Origin of the sequence: Shewanella nanhaiensis, from assembly GCF_019457885.1 — a bacterium.
Taxonomy (GTDB): domain Bacteria; phylum Pseudomonadota; class Gammaproteobacteria; order Enterobacterales; family Shewanellaceae; genus Shewanella; species Shewanella nanhaiensis.
Window position 1 is genome coordinate 18,516 of the sequence record NZ_JAHZST010000008.1, and the last position, 16,648, is coordinate 35,163.

General features: G+C 43.7%; 17 protein-coding genes and 1 other RNA gene. 11 read left to right on the forward strand and 7 right to left on the reverse strand.

Annotation, left to right across the window (positions count from 1 at the left end; genetic code table 11):
* Window positions 1-4 precede the first annotated feature (4 nt).
* The 5 genes from K0625_RS12490 (at window position 5) to K0625_RS12510 (ending at window position 6,172) form a co-directional block, all read left to right on the forward strand.
* A complete protein-coding gene (locus tag K0625_RS12490; protein ID WP_220110006.1) occupies window positions 5-2,053 on the forward strand; it encodes a type IV pilus secretin PilQ in 2,049 nt (682 codons plus the stop codon).
* Window positions 2,054-2,271: 218 nt separating this feature from the next.
* Window positions 2,272-2,787: a shikimate kinase AroK gene (aroK, locus tag K0625_RS12495; RefSeq protein ID WP_012322990.1), complete on the forward strand. Its 516-nt coding sequence runs from the start codon at window positions 2,272-2,274 to the stop codon at window positions 2,785-2,787.
* 8 nt (window positions 2,788-2,795) lie between these two features.
* The gene (gene aroB / locus K0625_RS12500; RefSeq protein WP_220110007.1) at window positions 2,796-3,872 is read left to right on the forward strand and encodes a 3-dehydroquinate synthase; all 1,077 of its coding nucleotides are present in this window, start codon (window positions 2,796-2,798) and stop codon (window positions 3,870-3,872) included.
* Between the two features lie 16 nt (window positions 3,873-3,888).
* Entirely contained in the window at window positions 3,889-5,283 is a 1,395-nt protein-coding gene (locus K0625_RS12505; RefSeq protein WP_220110008.1) for an AAA family ATPase, read from the forward strand.
* A 49-nt stretch (window positions 5,284-5,332) separates the two neighbouring features.
* Window positions 5,333-6,172, forward strand: a complete 840-nt coding sequence (locus K0625_RS12510; RefSeq protein ID WP_220110009.1) for a Dam family site-specific DNA-(adenine-N6)-methyltransferase — start codon at window positions 5,333-5,335, stop codon at window positions 6,170-6,172.
* Between the two features lie 20 nt (window positions 6,173-6,192).
* On the opposite strand, the gene K0625_RS12515 is transcribed toward K0625_RS12510, so the two are convergent.
* Window positions 6,193-6,378 (reverse strand): DUF2970 domain-containing protein, encoded by a 186-nt coding sequence (locus tag K0625_RS12515; RefSeq protein WP_220110010.1) that lies wholly within the window; start codon window positions 6,376-6,378, stop codon window positions 6,193-6,195.
* Window positions 6,378-6,731, reverse strand: a complete 354-nt coding sequence (locus K0625_RS12520; protein ID WP_220110011.1) for a hypothetical protein — start codon at window positions 6,729-6,731, stop codon at window positions 6,378-6,380. Before K0625_RS12520 ends, K0625_RS12515 begins: the two co-directional genes overlap by 1 nt.
* A 209-nt stretch (window positions 6,732-6,940) precedes the next feature.
* Between K0625_RS12520 and rpe the strand changes: the two genes are divergently transcribed.
* From rpe to trpS, 3 genes are read left to right on the forward strand one after another with little or no spacing between them, the layout of a single operon-like run.
* Window positions 6,941-7,615 carry a ribulose-phosphate 3-epimerase gene (gene rpe / locus K0625_RS12525; protein ID WP_012322996.1) on the forward strand — a complete coding sequence of 225 codons (675 nt, stop codon included), beginning with the start codon at window positions 6,941-6,943 and terminating at the stop codon, window positions 7,613-7,615.
* Window positions 7,616-7,618: 3 nt separating this feature from the next.
* Window positions 7,619-8,326 (forward strand): phosphoglycolate phosphatase, encoded by a 708-nt coding sequence (locus K0625_RS12530; RefSeq protein ID WP_220110012.1) that lies wholly within the window; start codon window positions 7,619-7,621, stop codon window positions 8,324-8,326.
* The gene (gene trpS, locus K0625_RS12535; RefSeq protein WP_065188415.1) at window positions 8,323-9,330 is read left to right on the forward strand and encodes a tryptophan--tRNA ligase; all 1,008 of its coding nucleotides are present in this window, start codon (window positions 8,323-8,325) and stop codon (window positions 9,328-9,330) included. Before K0625_RS12530 ends, trpS begins: the two co-directional genes overlap by 4 nt.
* 77 nt (window positions 9,331-9,407) lie before the next feature.
* Here trpS and K0625_RS12540 read toward each other — a convergent pair whose 3' ends face one another.
* Entirely contained in the window at window positions 9,408-10,280 is an 873-nt protein-coding gene (locus tag K0625_RS12540; RefSeq protein WP_220110013.1) for a LysR substrate-binding domain-containing protein, read from the reverse strand.
* A 143-nt stretch (window positions 10,281-10,423) separates the two neighbouring features.
* Here K0625_RS12540 and K0625_RS12545 point away from each other — a divergent pair, with 143 nt between their 5' ends.
* On the forward strand, window positions 10,424-11,308 hold the full coding sequence (locus K0625_RS12545; protein WP_220110014.1) for a DMT family transporter: 885 nt from the start codon (window positions 10,424-10,426) through the stop codon (window positions 11,306-11,308).
* A gap of 38 nt (window positions 11,309-11,346) precedes the next feature.
* Here the strand turns inward: K0625_RS12545 and K0625_RS12550 are convergent, their stop codons facing one another.
* The 4 genes from K0625_RS12550 to K0625_RS12565 form a co-directional block, all read right to left on the reverse strand.
* Complete coding sequence (locus K0625_RS12550) at window positions 11,347-11,916, reverse strand: BON domain-containing protein (protein WP_220110015.1); 570 nt, start codon at window positions 11,914-11,916, stop codon at window positions 11,347-11,349.
* Window positions 11,917-12,033: 117 nt separating this feature from the next.
* A complete protein-coding gene (locus K0625_RS12555; protein ID WP_012323000.1) occupies window positions 12,034-12,621 on the reverse strand; it encodes a phosphoheptose isomerase in 588 nt (195 codons plus the stop codon).
* 80 nt (window positions 12,622-12,701) lie between these two features.
* Window positions 12,702-13,055: a YraN family protein gene (locus K0625_RS12560; protein ID WP_220110016.1), complete on the reverse strand. Its 354-nt coding sequence runs from the start codon at window positions 13,053-13,055 to the stop codon at window positions 12,702-12,704.
* Entirely contained in the window at window positions 13,052-14,956 is a 1,905-nt protein-coding gene (locus K0625_RS12565; RefSeq protein WP_220110017.1) for a penicillin-binding protein activator, read from the reverse strand. The genes K0625_RS12560 and K0625_RS12565 overlap by 4 nt, the downstream gene beginning before the upstream one ends.
* A gap of 87 nt (window positions 14,957-15,043) precedes the next feature.
* Between K0625_RS12565 and rsmI the strand changes: the two genes are divergently transcribed.
* Together rsmI and rnpB are read left to right on the forward strand one after the other, a co-directional pair.
* Window positions 15,044-15,886 carry a 16S rRNA (cytidine(1402)-2'-O)-methyltransferase gene (rsmI, locus tag K0625_RS12570; protein ID WP_065188413.1) on the forward strand — a complete coding sequence of 281 codons (843 nt, stop codon included), beginning with the start codon at window positions 15,044-15,046 and terminating at the stop codon, window positions 15,884-15,886.
* Window positions 15,887-15,965: 79 nt separating this feature from the next.
* An RNA gene (gene rnpB, locus K0625_RS12575) (RNase P RNA component class A) lies at window positions 15,966-16,310 on the forward strand.
* Window positions 16,311-16,648: the final 338 nt, after the last annotated feature.

Below are 16,648 nucleotides of genomic sequence, written 5' to 3' on the forward strand. Positions count from 1 at the left end.
AATAATGGGATCTTCTGCCGCGACAAATACTGTATTAAGTGTGCCATCGCTATCTAGGCTGGTGGGCTGTTTAGCCCTTTTTATCATTGGGATCTCCAATGCTGCTGCGTCTAATAGATTAGTTGATGTGAAGTATCACGCTGTTGTTGACCACCAACTGGAGCTTCAATTGGTGTTTGAGGACGAAGTTGAGAAGCCTGAAATAGAGCTTAACGCTGAACCTGCACAGATCATATTGCTCTTTAAAGAAAGTATATCTGGATTGGAAAAAGACAAATTGCCAATTAAGACTGTAGGCGTTGAGTCTGTGAGTGTTAGTCAGACTAACGGTGCAATGAGGTTAGTGGTCGATCTCGATAAGGTGAAGGCGTATAAGGGAAAGCTGTCTGGCAATACCTACAATATCACGATAAACGATGAAGTCGCTGAGCGAGATGATAGTAACGAGAATCCGTTTGTTAACTCAATTCAAAATATCGACTTTAGAAGGACTGCGGAAGGTGGCGGAGAGTTAATCGTCAAGCTGAACAATAATAGAGTCGCTGCGAATGTTGAACAGGTTGGCGCTAAGTTAGAGCTTAAACTTTACAACACTGAGATTGGATCTGATTTTCTTTATGTGATGGATGTGCAAGATTTTGCCACTCCAGTAAGAAGCTTCGAAACTTTCAAGGAGGAGTTAACTTCCCGTGTTCTTATTGATATCTCAGGCGAATATGAGTACAACTATCGCCAAGAGGAAGATCTGTTTAGATTAAGCATCAACAAAGCTGAGCGCATTGTGGTTGCTAAAGAGGAGGAGAAGTACGATGGAAAGTCTCTTTCACTTAATTTCCAAAGTATCTCTGTAAGGACAGTACTGCAGATTATTGCCGATTATAACAACTTTAACTTAGTGACAAGTGACACTGTTGAGGGGGATATTACCCTTAGGCTGGACGATGTGCCGTGGGATCAAGCGTTAGATTTGATTTTGCAAACTAAAGGATTAGATAAGCGAATTGAAGGCAACATTCTTATGGTGGCGCCTAGAGAGGAGTTGGCGATTCGAGAGAGTCAGATGCTTAAAGATATGCAGGAGGTGAAAGAACTCTCTCCCCTCTACTCTGAGTATATTCAGATAAATTATGCTAAAAGTGCCGACATTGCCGAACTACTAAAAAGTGAAGATTCAAGTCTATTATCTTCTCGAGGAAGTGTTGCTGTTGACGAAAGAACCAATACATTACTGGTTAAAGATACAGAAGAGATCATTGAGAATATCCATAGATTGATCAAAGTGTTAGATATCCCGATCCGTCAGGTGTTAATCGAAGCTAGAATGGTCACGGTAAAAGATGATGTATCTGAAGATCTTGGAATTAAATGGGGGATAAGTGATAAGCAAGGTGATAAGGGGACGTCTGGCAGTATTGGTGGTGCACAAGATATTGTTAATGGCACTATTCCCAGCGTCAATGATAGGTTAAATGTAAACTTTCCTGCCCCCGAAGCGGCAGCAAGTATTGCATTTCATGTCGCTAAACTTGCCGATGGCACCATACTCGATATGGAGTTGAGTGCCCTTGAGCAAGAGAATAAAGGTGAGATTATCGCCAGTCCGCGAATCACCACCTCGAACCAGAAAGCTGCTTATATTGAGCAAGGTGTCGAGATCCCCTATGTTGAAGCAAGCTCAAGTGGTGCTGCAACCGTTAGCTTTAAAAAAGCAGTTTTATCGCTTAGGGTTACACCGCAAATAACTCCAGATAATCGCGTGATTTTGGATTTAGAGATCTCACAAGACTCTCAAGGTAAAGTGGTTGCGACGCCATTGGGAGAAGCGGTTTCAATTGATACTCAGAGGATCGGTACGCAAGTCTTGGTCGATCATGGCGAGACCATTGTGTTGGGTGGTATCTATCAGCAGAACTTGATTAGCCGTGTTTCTAAGGTGCCTGTTTTGGGCGATATTCCCTTTGTTGGCTTCCTGTTTAGGAGTACATCGGATAAAAATGAGCGACAAGAGCTGCTCATATTTGTGACACCGAAAATTATCTCTGAAGAGATTTAAACGTAATTAATTATGATATAAAACCAGCATCTAAGGTGCTGGTTTTTATTTTTTAATCATACAATATTCTAATTATGTGGGATACATGGCTTGCCTTTAATGGTGTTTAACTGAGATAATCAGGGGTCAAGTCTCATTAGAGCAAGGTAACATATAAGGTCGGTTTTATTTTTCAAATCGACGTAGGCAAACTTAATATAAGATTCAGACGTAAAGCAATGGCTGAGAAACGTAATATTTTTCTAGTAGGTCCTATGGGGGCTGGTAAAAGCACTATAGGCCGTCATCTGGCACAGATGCTGCACTTAGAGTTCCACGATTCCGATCAAGAGATTGAAAGCCGTACAGGTGCGGATATAGCGTGGGTTTTTGATGTCGAAGGCGAAGAGGGTTTTCGTATTCGTGAAACACAGGTAGTCGCAGATTTAACTGAGAAGCAAGGTATTGTCCTAGCGACTGGCGGCGGATCAATTCAGAGTAAAGAGATACGCAACAATCTTTCTGCTCGTGGGATCGTCGTTTACCTGGAAACTACAATTGATAAGCAAGTAGCTCGTACACAACGAGATAAACGCCGTCCATTGTTACAAGTAGAAGATCCAAGAGAAGTTTTGGAAAACCTAGCTGCCACTCGTAATCCTTTGTATGAAGAGATTGCTGATGTCATCGTGAAAACAGATGAGCAGAGTGCGAAAGTGGTTGCAAATCAAATTATTGAACAGTTAGGTTTCTAGGCGGAAAAATGAAGCAAATTCAGGTTGATCTCGGGGTACGTAGTTATCCTATTGTTATTGGTCGGAATTTGATGAGTTGTGGCGAGCACTTTGCTCGCTTCCTCCAAGATAAAAAAATCCTAATTGTTACCAATGAAACTGTTGCTCCTCTATATCTAGAGAAGCTTGAGTTACAGCTATCCTCATTTGATTGTGTTGAGCCTGTCATCCTACCCGATGGCGAGCAATATAAGACGTTAGCTCAGATGGATAGTATCTTTACCTCATTACTACAGCAAAACTCTGGCAGAGACACCGTTCTTATTGCCTTAGGTGGCGGTGTAATTGGTGATATGACCGGCTTTGCGGCCGCCAGTTACCAAAGAGGTATCGATTTTATCCAGATCCCTACGACACTGTTGGCGCAAGTCGACTCCTCAGTCGGTGGGAAAACAGCAGTAAATCATCCCTTAGGTAAAAATATGATAGGTGCCTTCTATCAACCTAAGCTCGTGGTTATTGATACTGACTGTTTATCTACATTACCTGCTAAAGAGTTTTCTGCTGGAATGGCGGAGGTGATTAAGTACGGCATTATCTGGGATAGTGAGTTTTTTAGCTGGTTAGAAAATAACGTTGAAAGCTTAAAGACATTAGATGATGAAGCACTAGCGTATGCTATCGGACGTTGTTGTGAAATTAAAGCCGATGTCGTCGCCGAAGATGAAACTGAACAGGGGGTACGTGCTCTGCTGAATCTGGGTCATACATTTGGTCATGCAATTGAAGCTGAGATGGGTTACGGTGTTTGGTTACACGGTGAAGCCGTTGCAGCTGGCACAGTACTTGCTGCATCTACTGCTAGCAGGATGGGATTAATTGATGAGTCAATTGTTTGTCGAATTACAAAATTATTTGAAGCATTTGATCTCCCCGTTTCTCCTCCGGATTCGATGAATTTCGAACAATTCATTAAACATATGCGGCGAGATAAGAAAGTACTTAAAGGTCAAGTCAGATTAGTTCTACCTGAAGCTATGGGTCAGGCGGGCGTATATTCTGAAGTGAGCGATGAACTACTGGAAGATGTTATTCGCTGCGCATAGTTTGTGTGGTGTATGAGTGACTTTTAAAGACTCCATTTTATTACCAAGCCAAGAAAATCTTCTGCAGAGACTCCAACACGTTAGTCTCTACGGCCAACAGCTGCTTGTTGTTACAGGTCAAAATGGCTCAGGTAAAACAAGATTAATTACCTCCTTAATTAACGAGCTTGATGACTTTAGCTCTGCACTTGTCTTATGCCCAAAGCATTGTGATAACAGCGAGATCCGCCGTAAGATCTTGGTTCAACTGTTAACCGATCCCGTTTTTGATGACGAAACCCCTCTAGCCGAAACTCTATTAAGGTTTGCAGATTCACTCCCCCAATCCTGTTTTATCGTGCTCGATGATGCGCATCACCTCTCTATAGAGTTGATTGCCGAGTGCATCGTATTGAGCCAGCTGTCGATTGCGGGCAAGTCAATCTCGATCACACTAACTTCAACTGAAGAGTTTTTCTATCACCTAGTTGAACAGTTACCTGAAACCCAGCAAGATAATTTACTCTCGATTAATATTGAACCTCTTACAGCGCAAGAGAAAGAAGCTCTCTATTACACACTACTTAGCCGAAGTGAGCAGGCACCCTTTACACCCAGAGAGATCGTTAGAGCTCAACTTGAGAAGCAATCGGGAACGCCTCAAGAGGTGGTGAACTTATTGGAGTTAGCGCTTCATGGAAAGGAGGGAGAAGCACCTAAGAGTGCTAAATATAAGTGGATTATATCTATTACACTGTTTTTACTGCTATCTCTTGGTACATATCTACTGCTGTCGAAGGAGGTCAGGGATGAAAACAGATCAAGCCCTGCTAAGCTAGTTTTGGATAGTTCAAATGAGGTGAACTGGCTTGCCAACTATGGTGGAAACCTTTTAGAAGCCGATTTTTCTGCTGAACAAAAAGAGAGCAAAGCTGAGCTCGCTTCTAGTAAAGTTGACTCAGTAGATGACACGTTAACCCAGCAAACCACTAGTATTGAACCGCGATCAGAGCCACATCAAGGTGAGAAGGTTGATGAGAGCACCTCATTAGTTAATCAAGATGGGGTGGAGGTTTTTAAAGGTTTAGGGGAGATAAAAACATCCCAATTACCTCAGAAGGTTAGCATTGAGCCTAAAATTGAACCTATTGCTCTTAAAGGTTATACGCTGCAATTAGCAAGTGTAAAAAAGCAGGAGTCGTTGGACAATCTATTAACACGCTTTAGTGATGAATCCGGTATTAAGGTGGCGCGTTATGGGGAGTTCTGGGTTGTATTGTTAGGAGAGTTTTCTGATATCAATCTTGCCCGTATAAAATCCAAGCAGATAGTGAGTAAATATCAGCTAACAGCCCCTTGGATCCGCCAATGGAAAGATTTAAGCGGTTATCAGGTACAAGATAGTATTCCAGCCCGTGATATTCCTTTGTAAAGAGAGTACAATCGATGACTTCTTTTTTCTTGGTATTCAATCAATTTAGATGAGTAAAAAACAGAGAGCCTTTCTTAAGTGGGCAGGTGGAAAATTTAAACTGATTGAAGCTCTCACTGAGCACTTACCTGAAGGTCAACGACTCGTTGAACCATTTGTTGGGGCTGGATCGGTTTTTCTTAACACTGATTATTCAAGCTACCTTTTGTGTGATATCAATAAAGATCTCATCAATCTTTATAAAATCATTCAAAAAGAGCCTGAGAAATATATCGCTGCCGCGAAAGCCATGTTTGTTCCTGAAATGAACGAAAAAGAAGCCTATTACCGTGTTCGTGCTGAGTTTAATCTCAGTACCGACCCTTTCCTCCGTTCAGTTTATTTTCTTTATATGAATCGCCATGGTTTTAATGGTTTGTGCCGTTATAACCGTAAGGGGGGCTTTAATGTTCCCTTCGGTTCCTACAAGAAACCTTACTTTCCTGAGAGTGAGATCCGCGCTTTTTCTGAAAAAGCACAAAAAGCAGAATTCAAGTGTATTGGCTATGAGGATGCGTTCGAGCTGACTACAAGTGGCGACGTTGTCTACTGCGATCCGCCTTATGCACCGCTTTCAACAACGGCGAGTTTTACGACTTATGTCGGCACAGGTTTTAGCTTGGATGACCAAGCACTGCTTGCCCGTAAGTCACGTCACACTGCGATTGATAATGGTATACCTGTGCTGATCAGTAATCATGATATCCCTCTTACCAGAGAGCTATATCACGGTGCTCGATTTGATACAATTCAAGTGCAGCGAAATATCAGTCAGAAGGGCAGTGCGCGTAAGAAAGTCGATGAGTTAATGGCTCTTTATGATGACCGTTACCATAGTGAAAATGATTAAGACTAGTCAATACTAGGCAACTAGGCAAGTACTTGCTTAACAACGAGTAAAAGTGTGATAACAAAAATGGCTGCTAAAACGATCCCCATAATGATGAAGGGGATTGGTGAACTAGTTTGAAAGTCGCGAAGCCTATTTTTATCGCTTTGAACACCTAGAAATGCAGCCAAGGTACTCGAAAATAGCTGCCAAGCTTTAAACAGCATTAAAGCTTATTTTTTTTATTGCTAAGTGAAACATCATCGATTGGGCTGTCTTGGTGGCCATGAAGTAGCTCTAAAAGATCGACGAAATGCAGTTGATTAGAGCGGCTGTTGCCACTAAACCAATTAGCCCAGTTTAACTCTTGTGATTGACGAGCGCAGCGATTACCTGGGTGGCTAGCTGGTAGGGAGCTATTGTAACTTGTCGTAGATTCTTTTGAGCAGACGCAAGCAGATGCGCTATCAGAAGATGATAGGTTTTGAGCACCCACAGCAGTAAGGGCAATAAATATTGCCGAAGTTGCAAGAAAAGCAGCAGGTTTAGCACCCACCATTAGCTTTTTACTACTCTTCATTTTATCTTCCCTTATAAAACAAAACCTACACAGCTTTTAATTATAGCAAAAGAGATTACATTTTAAACACTATTTTTAACTAAATCTTAATATCGTATAAATGTATGAATTTTTTCGTGAGATTATAGATAAATGAGGGATAAGCCCTAGAGGCTTAGGTTCTCAAAAGGTAGAATAGCGTACTTCTTAGACACTGTTGTGAGTATTCTATGCGCCCATTTCTTATCGCCCCCTCTATTTTATCTGCTGATTTTGCCCGTTTAGGTGAAGATGTTGATGCCGTTCTTAACGCAGGTGCCGATGTAGTTCACTTCGATGTAATGGATAACCATTATGTTCCTAACCTAACCATAGGTCCTATGGTGTGCCAAGCATTGCGAGATTACGGCGTGACAGCTGATATCGATGTTCACCTTATGGTGAAGCCTGTCGATCGCATTATTCCTGACTTTGCAAAAGCTGGGGCTTCGATTATTACGTTTCATCCTGAAGCGAGCGAGCACTTAGATCGCTCTCTACAACTGATTAAAGAGTCAGGTTGTAAAGCGGGTCTGGTATTTAACCCAGCAACACCGCTGCATTATTTAGATCATGTGATGGACAAGCTTGATGTCATCTTGTTGATGTCAGTAAATCCAGGTTTTGGGGGACAATCTTTTATTCCTTCAACGTTAGATAAACTGCGTCAGGTAAGAAAGCTTATCGATGATAGTGGCTACGATATCCGTCTTGAGGTCGATGGCGGTGTTAAGGTCGATAATATTGCCGAAATCGCTGCAGCAGGTGCAGATATGTTTGTGGCTGGTTCGGCAATTTTTAACAAGCCTGATTATAAAGCTGTGATCGATGAGATGCGTAGTGAACTTGCTAGTATAGAGTCTTAAACTATGGCCTCTTGGGATAAGTTAAAAGCGATAGCGTTCGACCTTGATGGCACACTTATCGATAGTGCGCCAGATCTCGCGGCCGCAACTCAAGCGACTCTTGCTGAGTTGCAACTGCCTAGTTGCAGTGAAGAGCAAGTGAGATCTTGGGTAGGCAATGGTGCTAAGGTGTTAATGCAAAGGGCATTAACTCACTCTCTAGAAAGGCCTGTAGAAGCGGATATGTTAGAAGATACCATGCCGCTTTTTATGAAACATTATCAGGAAAATCTAGAGCAACATAGTCAGCTTTATCCCGGAGTTCTTGCGGTACTCGATGAGTTATCATCACTTGGATACTCTATGGCGGTTGTGACCAATAAACCTTACCGGTTTGCCGTTCCACTTTTAAAAGCGTTTAAGATAGAGCATCACTTTACAGAGGTGCTTGGTGGGGACTCTCTTGAAAAGATGAAGCCTGATCCTTTGCCGTTAACTCATCTGCTCGATAAGTGGAAGCTTACACCTGAAGCGCTTTTGATGGTCGGCGACTCTAAAAATGACATTTTAGCGGCAAAAGCGGCAGGTATTAGCTCGATAGGCTTGACCTATGGGTATAACTACGGTGAAGATATCGGGCTAAGCTGTCCCGACGCTGTTTGTGTCCAGTTTAGTGAAATTTTAAAATTCGTAAATAACAGTGTAAAAGTAATGGAGCATGAGAACGTATGACTAACCCAGTAAAACCCATAGTACTTAGCGGCGCACAGCCGTCAGGTGAGCTGACAATAGGTAACTACATGGGCGCATTAAGGCAGTGGGTAGCCATGCAAGACAGTCATGACTGTCTCTATTGTGTTGTCGATCTTCATGCGATCACCGTAAGGCAAGATCCTAAGCTTCTCAGAGAAGCTTGTTTAGACACATTAGCACTTTACTTAGCTTGTGGTGTGGATCCGAAAAAAAGCACTGTCTTTATTCAATCTCAGGTGCCTCAGCATACTCAACTTGGTTGGGCGTTAAACTGTTATACCCAGATGGGTGAATTGAATCGTATGACTCAGTTCAAAGATAAGTCTCAAAAGCATGCGAACAACATCAATGTTGGTTTGTTTGGTTATCCGGTACTTATGGCTGCAGATATTTTGCTATATCAAGCTAATGAGATCCCTGTAGGCCAAGATCAAAAGCAACATCTTGAACTGACTCGTGATATCGCGACCCGCTTTAATAATGCTTACGGAGACACATTTACTATCCCTGAGCCATTTATTCCTGAGCATGGCGCTAAGGTGATGTCACTGCAAGATCCGCTTAAGAAGATGTCTAAGTCTGACGATAACCGCAATAACGTTATCGGTTTGCTGGAAGATCCTAAGAAGATCATGAAGAAGATTAAGAAGGCGATGACAGATAGCGATGAGCCGCCAGTGGTTCGTTTCGATACTGAAAACAAGCCGGGTGTATCTAACCTATTAAGTTTGATGTCAGGTGTTTCTGGTAAGAGCATTGCTGGTCTTGAGGCTGAGTTTGAAGGCAAGATGTATGGTCATCTTAAGGTGGCAGCCGGCGAAGCGGTTGTTGAGATGATTGAGCCGTTACAAGCCAGATATCGTGAGTTTAGAGAAGATCAAACTTTCCTCAATCAGGTGATGAGCGATGGCGCCGAGAAAGCCCAAGCTCGTGCTGAAGTGACGGTTAAAAAGGTATACGAGAAGATCGGATTACTGGTTTAATTCGATGTGATTTTATGAAAGCCAGCGATACTCGCTGGCTTTTTTATTACTTTCTTCTACCCAGTTACTGGTTATTGTTACTTAATCTGGCTTAACCAAGTTACAAAGGCGGCAATAGCTGGCTCTTTGAGTCGCCGCTGCTTACAACTGAAATAGAACTCGAATCCAGTCAAGATATCGGGCAAATTCAATTCAACCAACAAGCCTTTTTCGATATCGGCTTGCACCATAAAGTCGGATGCAAGGGCAACGCCTTGACCTGCTATAGCAGCTTCAATGGCCATTAACACATGACTAAAAATATGCTGATGTTGCTCTGCTGGCAGGATTAAATTATTCGCCACAAACCACCTGTTCCAATCTAAGCCCAATGGTCCCTCGTCGACGGTGAGCAGTGGATGTAGTCTTAGCTCGTCAATTGGCGCATTATCTGGTTTGAACAGACTAGGGCTGCTAACTGGCACTAAACGTTCTTTATGTAAGGATTGGTGGTAATAACCGAGTTGCCCACTCTGCCCTGTGATAAACATGTCGGCCACGCTGTCGCTTAGCTCGGGATCGTCAGCAATCATATCGAGACGGATCTTTATCTGTGGATGTTGGCGTCTAAAATCGCTGAGCCTAGGTATGAGCCACTTGATTGCAAATGAGCTGTAAACAGCGAGGCGAAGTTGATCATTACTGTCGCCACTTATCTGCATGCTTAAGTCACTTAGTTCATTAAAGATCCGTTCTAACTCTTTATACAACAACTCTCCTTTGCTGGTTAGTCGTAGTTGCCGTCCCTCACGTTTAAATAGTCGCTCGCCATAGTGCTCTTCAAGCTGCTTGACCTGATGAGATACTGCACTTTGGGTAATACAAAGCTCTGTGGCTGCACGGGAGAAGTGTGATTGTCTGGCGGCGGCTTCAAAGACTTGCAGCGCCCTCAGTGGTGGCAGTTTGCGCATGACGAGAATCCTATCTATGAATTTAATCAGTGATCTTTATCATAGTATTAATTTAATTCATGGTTAGATAAAAAACATCATTTTTGTTTCGCTTATGCGAGCGATATCATGCGCCCAAATTCAGTTGTACTGTGGGATAGCAGATGAAATCCAATGTCATGATTGCCATGGCAATACTTATTTTTGGTAACCTTTTTAGTGCGCTTTACGATGTTTCCATTAAATGGCTCCCAGAGGGAAGTAACGCGGCTACCTTTTTGTTAATACGGCAGCTACTGTCGGTGTTGATGCTGCTGCCATTATGGTTATATGCCAAAAGACCAACGACGCAACACCTTAAAGTGCACTTCTTTCGCTCTAACACTGGGGCATTGGGTGCAGTTTGTCTTATCATGGGTTTGATGTCGCTGCCGATTGCTACGGTAAGCTCACTGTTCTTCTCTGCACCTTTGATGATAGTTCTGATGGGCTCACTGTTTCTAAAAGAGAGGGTTACGCCAACTCAGTGTACCGCCACTATTTTAGGTTTTATTGGGATCTTAATTTTATTGCGCCCCAGTGAGATAAACTGGTTTGGCATTGCAGTGTTGATCTCTGCTTTCACCTTTGCCTTGAACCAGCTAGCGCTACGTAAACTCCCCGACACCGAAAACCCGAGTGTCACCTTGATGCTGTACAACACACTCAGTATTCCGCTTACATTTATTATGGTGTTAGTACAGGGATTAGAGGGGGTTAGCTGGGCCTTAATCGGTATGGCTGCGCTTAGTAATAGCTTTTTGTTAGCCTACCACTGGTTATGCGTGTTGGCTTACCGTAAGGCCGAGGCGAGTCAAATCGCTATTGCCGAATACACAGGATTGCTGTTTTGTGTACTGTTTGGTTGGCTACTGTTTGATGAGTGGTTAGATGGGCTAAGTTGGGTTGGTGCTGGCTTTATCGTGTTGCCCTCTTTAATTATTCCGTGGATAACGGCGCGTTTGGTTCATATAAGACCAAAAAAAATTATCGAGCAAGAGGCTGGATGATTTCTATCACTGCTGGTGGGCTCTTGTGTCTTTAAAGATCAAGAGTCCGGAGATTCAAATACTTTAATGACTTTACGTACACCGGCTGTATTACGGGCGACGTCGACGGCGAGATCGGCTTGATCTCGCGGGACAATGCCCAGTAAAAACACCTCACCATTTTCTGTGATCACTTTAATACGTGTGGTATCTAAGTTGTCCGTGTTTAGCATGCGGGTTTTTACCTTGGTCGTTATCCAAGTATCATTGCTACGAGTGGTAAATGAGGTGGGATTACCTATGCGGATCTGATTATGGATCTTGCCACCAATTTCAATAGCTTGTACCGCTCGAATCGCCTTATCCCTTAACATGGAGTTAGGGGCTTGGCCAATCATCAACACATTGCGATTCATCACTACCCCGGTGATGTTCGCCTGATTTTTTACATCTTCCAATGCTGCAAGTTCACTGGCAATCTGAAAATCGGCATTTGTGTCATCGAGTTGAGTAGAAAAGCTACGCTCATCATTAACCATCATGGCACCACCGACGGCTCCAACCATCACAGCTCCGGCGCAGCCTTGTAGCATAAATATGACAGCGATAAGTGAGAGCGTTTTTATCATTATGGTTCCTTTAAAAGGTGCGTGACAGCCGTGATTGAACTGAATAACGTTAAGGCGTTGAACTAAAGCCACCAGACTATTTGCTGGTGGCTCTAAATACTTTATCCCCTCGATTGCTTACTCATCTTGTGGGAAAAGCGTACGGTCAATATTGTCACATAGGCAGTGGATCGCGAGTAGGTGAACCTCTTGAATACGAGCCGTGCTGTTAGAGGGCACACGGATCTCAACATCATTGATACTAAGTAGACCTGCCATCGGACCACCATCTTTACCTGTGAGGGCCACAATGGTCATGTCCCGGCTCAATGCCGCTTCAATTGCTTTGATCACATTGCCAGAATGACCACTGGTCGAAATCGCCAGCAAAATATCACCAGGTTGCCCTAATGCTAAGATCTGCTTAGAGAAGATCTCATCATAACTATAATCATTAGCGATGGCGGTAATGGTTGAAGTGTCTGTTGTTAACGCAATTGCTGGCAGTGGTGGGCGCTCAACTTCAAAGCGGTTTAATAGCTCGGCAGAGAAATGCTGGGCGTCACCGGCGCTGCCACCATTACCACATGCTAGAATTTTATTCCCACCCAGTAGACAGTGAACCATCATTTCGGCTGCTTTAGCAATTGACTCTGGCAGCGCTTCAGACGCATCTATCTTGGTTTGAATTGAGTGGGTAAAGCTGTCTTTAATGCGTTCTAACATGGGTCAATCCTTAATATTAAATCTGGTGTTATCATGCCATAACTTTTAAGTCGTTAAGGCACAAACATTATTCATTTTGTTTAAAAAGCATTTGGGAGCCAATGTATTTGGCCCGCATCAATGGCTATAAGATCAAATCGGCAAACCGCATCAATCTTATGTATCTGTATATAGTGCTCAGCTGCACGTCTCAGTCGGCCTATCTGCGCAGGGCTTAGTGCGTTTAGTGCGCCACCATACTGAGCTTTGGAGCGGTATTTTACCTCAATAAATATCCACTCTTTACCATCTTTCATGATTAGATCTATTTCACCAAACTTGTACCTGACATTTGCCTCTACAAAGTTAAGACCTCGCTCGGCTAAATAGTTCATCGCCAGCTTTTCACCTGCCTGACCATGCTCTCTTGGGATCTGGTGTTTATTATCTATCATTGAGGGCGTAAATTACCTCTTTTATAGCGTCCCCAGCTCAGCTGTCTGTTAACGGTACCGTCAGGTGCGACCGATAACATGCCACTTCTTCCTGAGAACTGATAGCCAGGCAGAGCCCTCATTTGAGCCAGCTTGCCGACTAATTCGAGTGCATCATAGCCCATAATATAGAGGCGCTTTTGTCCATAACTCCAGGTTGGCCATAGTGACTGTACCTGTTGTGCTTCAGGGCTGTCGGTTAACAGCCAAGGTATATCGCTGATATTTAAATTGTTGAGCTCCAAAGCCGTATTTCTTGAGCTGTCCTCAACTCGGCTGCGACTGCTAGCATAGAGGGGAACAGGCTCTGCAAATACACTGAAATTAACATCGATAAAGGGCTTTAACAGTGGAAGGTCACGATTACCAGAGATCATATAGATGGCATCGATATCTCGTCTAGATCTAAAGTCGGCTTCTACCTTATTACCTATTAAGGCTTTTATGCGGGCGATGCGTTCTTTGCTGTCGATAACGCCAAGTGACTTTTGTACTGTGACTTTCATCTTATCGCCAGCGTCATAAAAGTGGACTTCAGCATCTTTGTTGGTCAGCTCATTCCACCTCTTGTTGAAGCTCTCTGCCATCCTTTTGCCTATGCCATTATTACTAGCCAAAATGAGTGGGTGAACGATACCGTCAGCATAGAGTTTATCGGCAGCATCACTAGCTTCATTGGCCGGTGAAAGCGCGAAGTAAAAGGTGTCATCGTTGGGAGTAAATTGATCGACATGATTCAGATAAAGCTGTGGCACCATGTTGGGAGTAAAGCTTGGCTTAGGTGCCTCAATTTGGACCGCTTCTATGCTTGAGCTTTCGACTTGTGCAACCTGAGTTTCAGACACTATTGGTGTTGCTTGCTGAAGTTGCTCGACTTCAGACTGGAAAAGAGGTCCGATAATAAACTCTGCACCAGCGGATACAGCGGCTTGGTAAGCGCTTTGTGCTCCCTTTGCTGTATCGAAAAAATTAATCGAAACTTGATTGTCAGGATTCGATAAGTAGCGCGACATTATTCCCTGTTTAACCATGTTGGCGACAGAGGCTCTGTTGCCACTTAGAGGAAGTAATACTGCAATATTCTTAGGCTGATAGGGCTTAGCATTTAGCGCTTTTTCAAGATCTGTTGGCAGTTTGATAGCGCCTGGATGGGTTGGATTCGCGTGCTGCCAATTTCCCAAATGCTGAACAAGCTCATTCGGATTAATAGCATAGTGCTTGGCAATATAAGCAAGTTGCAACCAGCCTGCAAAAATAGGTGTTTGTGAGTCTTGGCTAAAGTCGAGTAAGCTTTGCTCATGCAAGGGCTGCAAGATACGCCAGATTTGATCATTCACTTCATTAGCTTGGGCTGTAGGTAGATAAGCTGTGAGTAAACTTAGCTGCCTAGCTTGCTCTATTGGCTGCTTGATATGTTGATACAGGCGCGCCTTAAACTGGTAGTAGGCCACCATTTGCCAATCTGCCAGCTTCCAACTACTTGGATACTCAAGCTCACGCAAAGCATCATCATAGGTTGAAGTTAGCTCTAATACTCTTGCTTTGAGGTATTTATGTTCAGCAAGTAGCTCAACATTTTGGCCTAAATCCTTTGCAACAGAGTTGAGCGTCTTAGTGGCAGCATTTGCGTCGCCTTCATTAATGAAAGCGTGAGATGCCAATAATAGGTAGCGTGTTCGCCGCTCAGGATTGTCTGTACTCGCCGCTTTGTTCAGGTAGTCTGCGGGTTGCAGGCTAGCACTCACCAAGGAGATCTGGCTTTGTTCAGGCTCTACTTTTGTAGGCGTAGTCCCACAACCGAACAAAATTGTGGTTAAAACCGCAACGGAGATTAATTTAGTTGTATTCAGTCTTTTCAACACAGGTCTTCACTCTGGTAAGATGCTACCACTAGTTTAACCTTCTCTTACGCTTGACGAAAGTCTTGTAATAGCCAAACCGAGGTAGATATGGATCTGGCGGCCGCACTTTACATTGTACCAACCCCCATAGGCAACTTAGGGGATATCAGTTCCCGTGCTATCGATGTGCTTAACAATGTCAAATTAATAGCCTGTGAGGACACCCGTCATAGCGGTATTCTCTTGAGTCATTTTGGCATAGAAACACGAAAAACAGCGCTGCATGATCATAATGAGAGAGACAGAGCCGAGTGGATCATCCAGAAGTTAAGTAATGGCGAAGCGATTGCGCTTATCTCTGATGCGGGGACCCCCTTGATTTCAGATCCAGGATATCATCTGGTTTCACAAGTTAGGGCTGCCGGTTACAAGGTTATTCCACTACCAGGTGCTTGCGCTGCTATTACGGCTTTAAGTGCATCAGGTTTACCGTCAGATAGATTCTCTTTTGAAGGGTTCCTGCCATCAAAGGAGAAGGGGCGTCTAGATAAGCTTACCGAGCTTAAGGAAGATCCAAGAACCTTGATCTTCTATGAATCACCACATCGCATCGTCCACAGCCTAGAGTCTATTCTCACCGCTTTAGGAGAGGACCGTGTCATTGCCATGGCGCGCGAGGTCACTAAGACATTTGAGACCTTCCTTTATGGCACAGTTAAAGAGGTTTTAGAGCAGGTTAAATCAGATCCCAATCAACAAAAAGGTGAGATCGTCCTGATGTGTCACGGGTATCGTCTTGTAGAGGATGAGGGGATCCCTGCGGTCGTGATAAATACCTTAAAGCTGCTTTGTGAAGAGTTGCCATTGAAAAAAGCATCCGCATTAGCGGGGCAGATCCATGGTATGAAAAAGAATGCACTTTACAAATATGGGCTCGAAAACGGCTTGTAAAGAGCGCTTTTTAATCGGACGTATTAGCTACTTGTGATTTTTAATGGTGTGATGAGCCACCTTAGGCTATAATCCGCGCCGAGTTGGCCAGACAGTTGCTGCGTTCGCAAGAACGGGGAGGAAAGTCCGGGCTTCATAGAGCAGGGTACCAGGTAACGCCTGGGCGGTGTGAACCGACGACAAGTGCAGCAGAGAGGAGACCGCCAATCTTAGGATTGGTAAGGGTGAAAGGGTGCGGTAAGAGCGCACCGGACGGCTAGTAATAGTCGTTGCAAGGTAAACTCTACCCGAAGCAAGACCAAATAGGGTTCCAGACGGCGCGGCTCGCGTTGGAACCGGGTAGGTCGCTTGAGCCTGCGAGCGATTGCAGGCCTAGATGAATAACTGTCCACGACAAGACCCGGCTTATCGGCCAACTCACCTAATATCACGAAAACCGCATCTCGAAAGGGATGCGGTTTTTTTTGTGCCTTATGTTTATCAAGCATTGTCGAAATTCAACAAAGATCTGCTTTTAGCTCAATCCCAGCCGCTAATTTAAATTTACTTTTTAGTTTCACAGTAACAATGTGAGTGCGCAATACTTGCCTTTTTACCTAGTACATAACCTGTGTACATGTTGTGATTATTTGTGTGTAATTTGTTACCAATTGTGTTCTCTTGGTGTTATTATCTTGCCGACTAAAGTTAAGTTTTGGATTTAAATAGCAATATGGATGCTATTTTAGTGATAAATGCTCTATTCAGGGTGTGGAGTGGTCG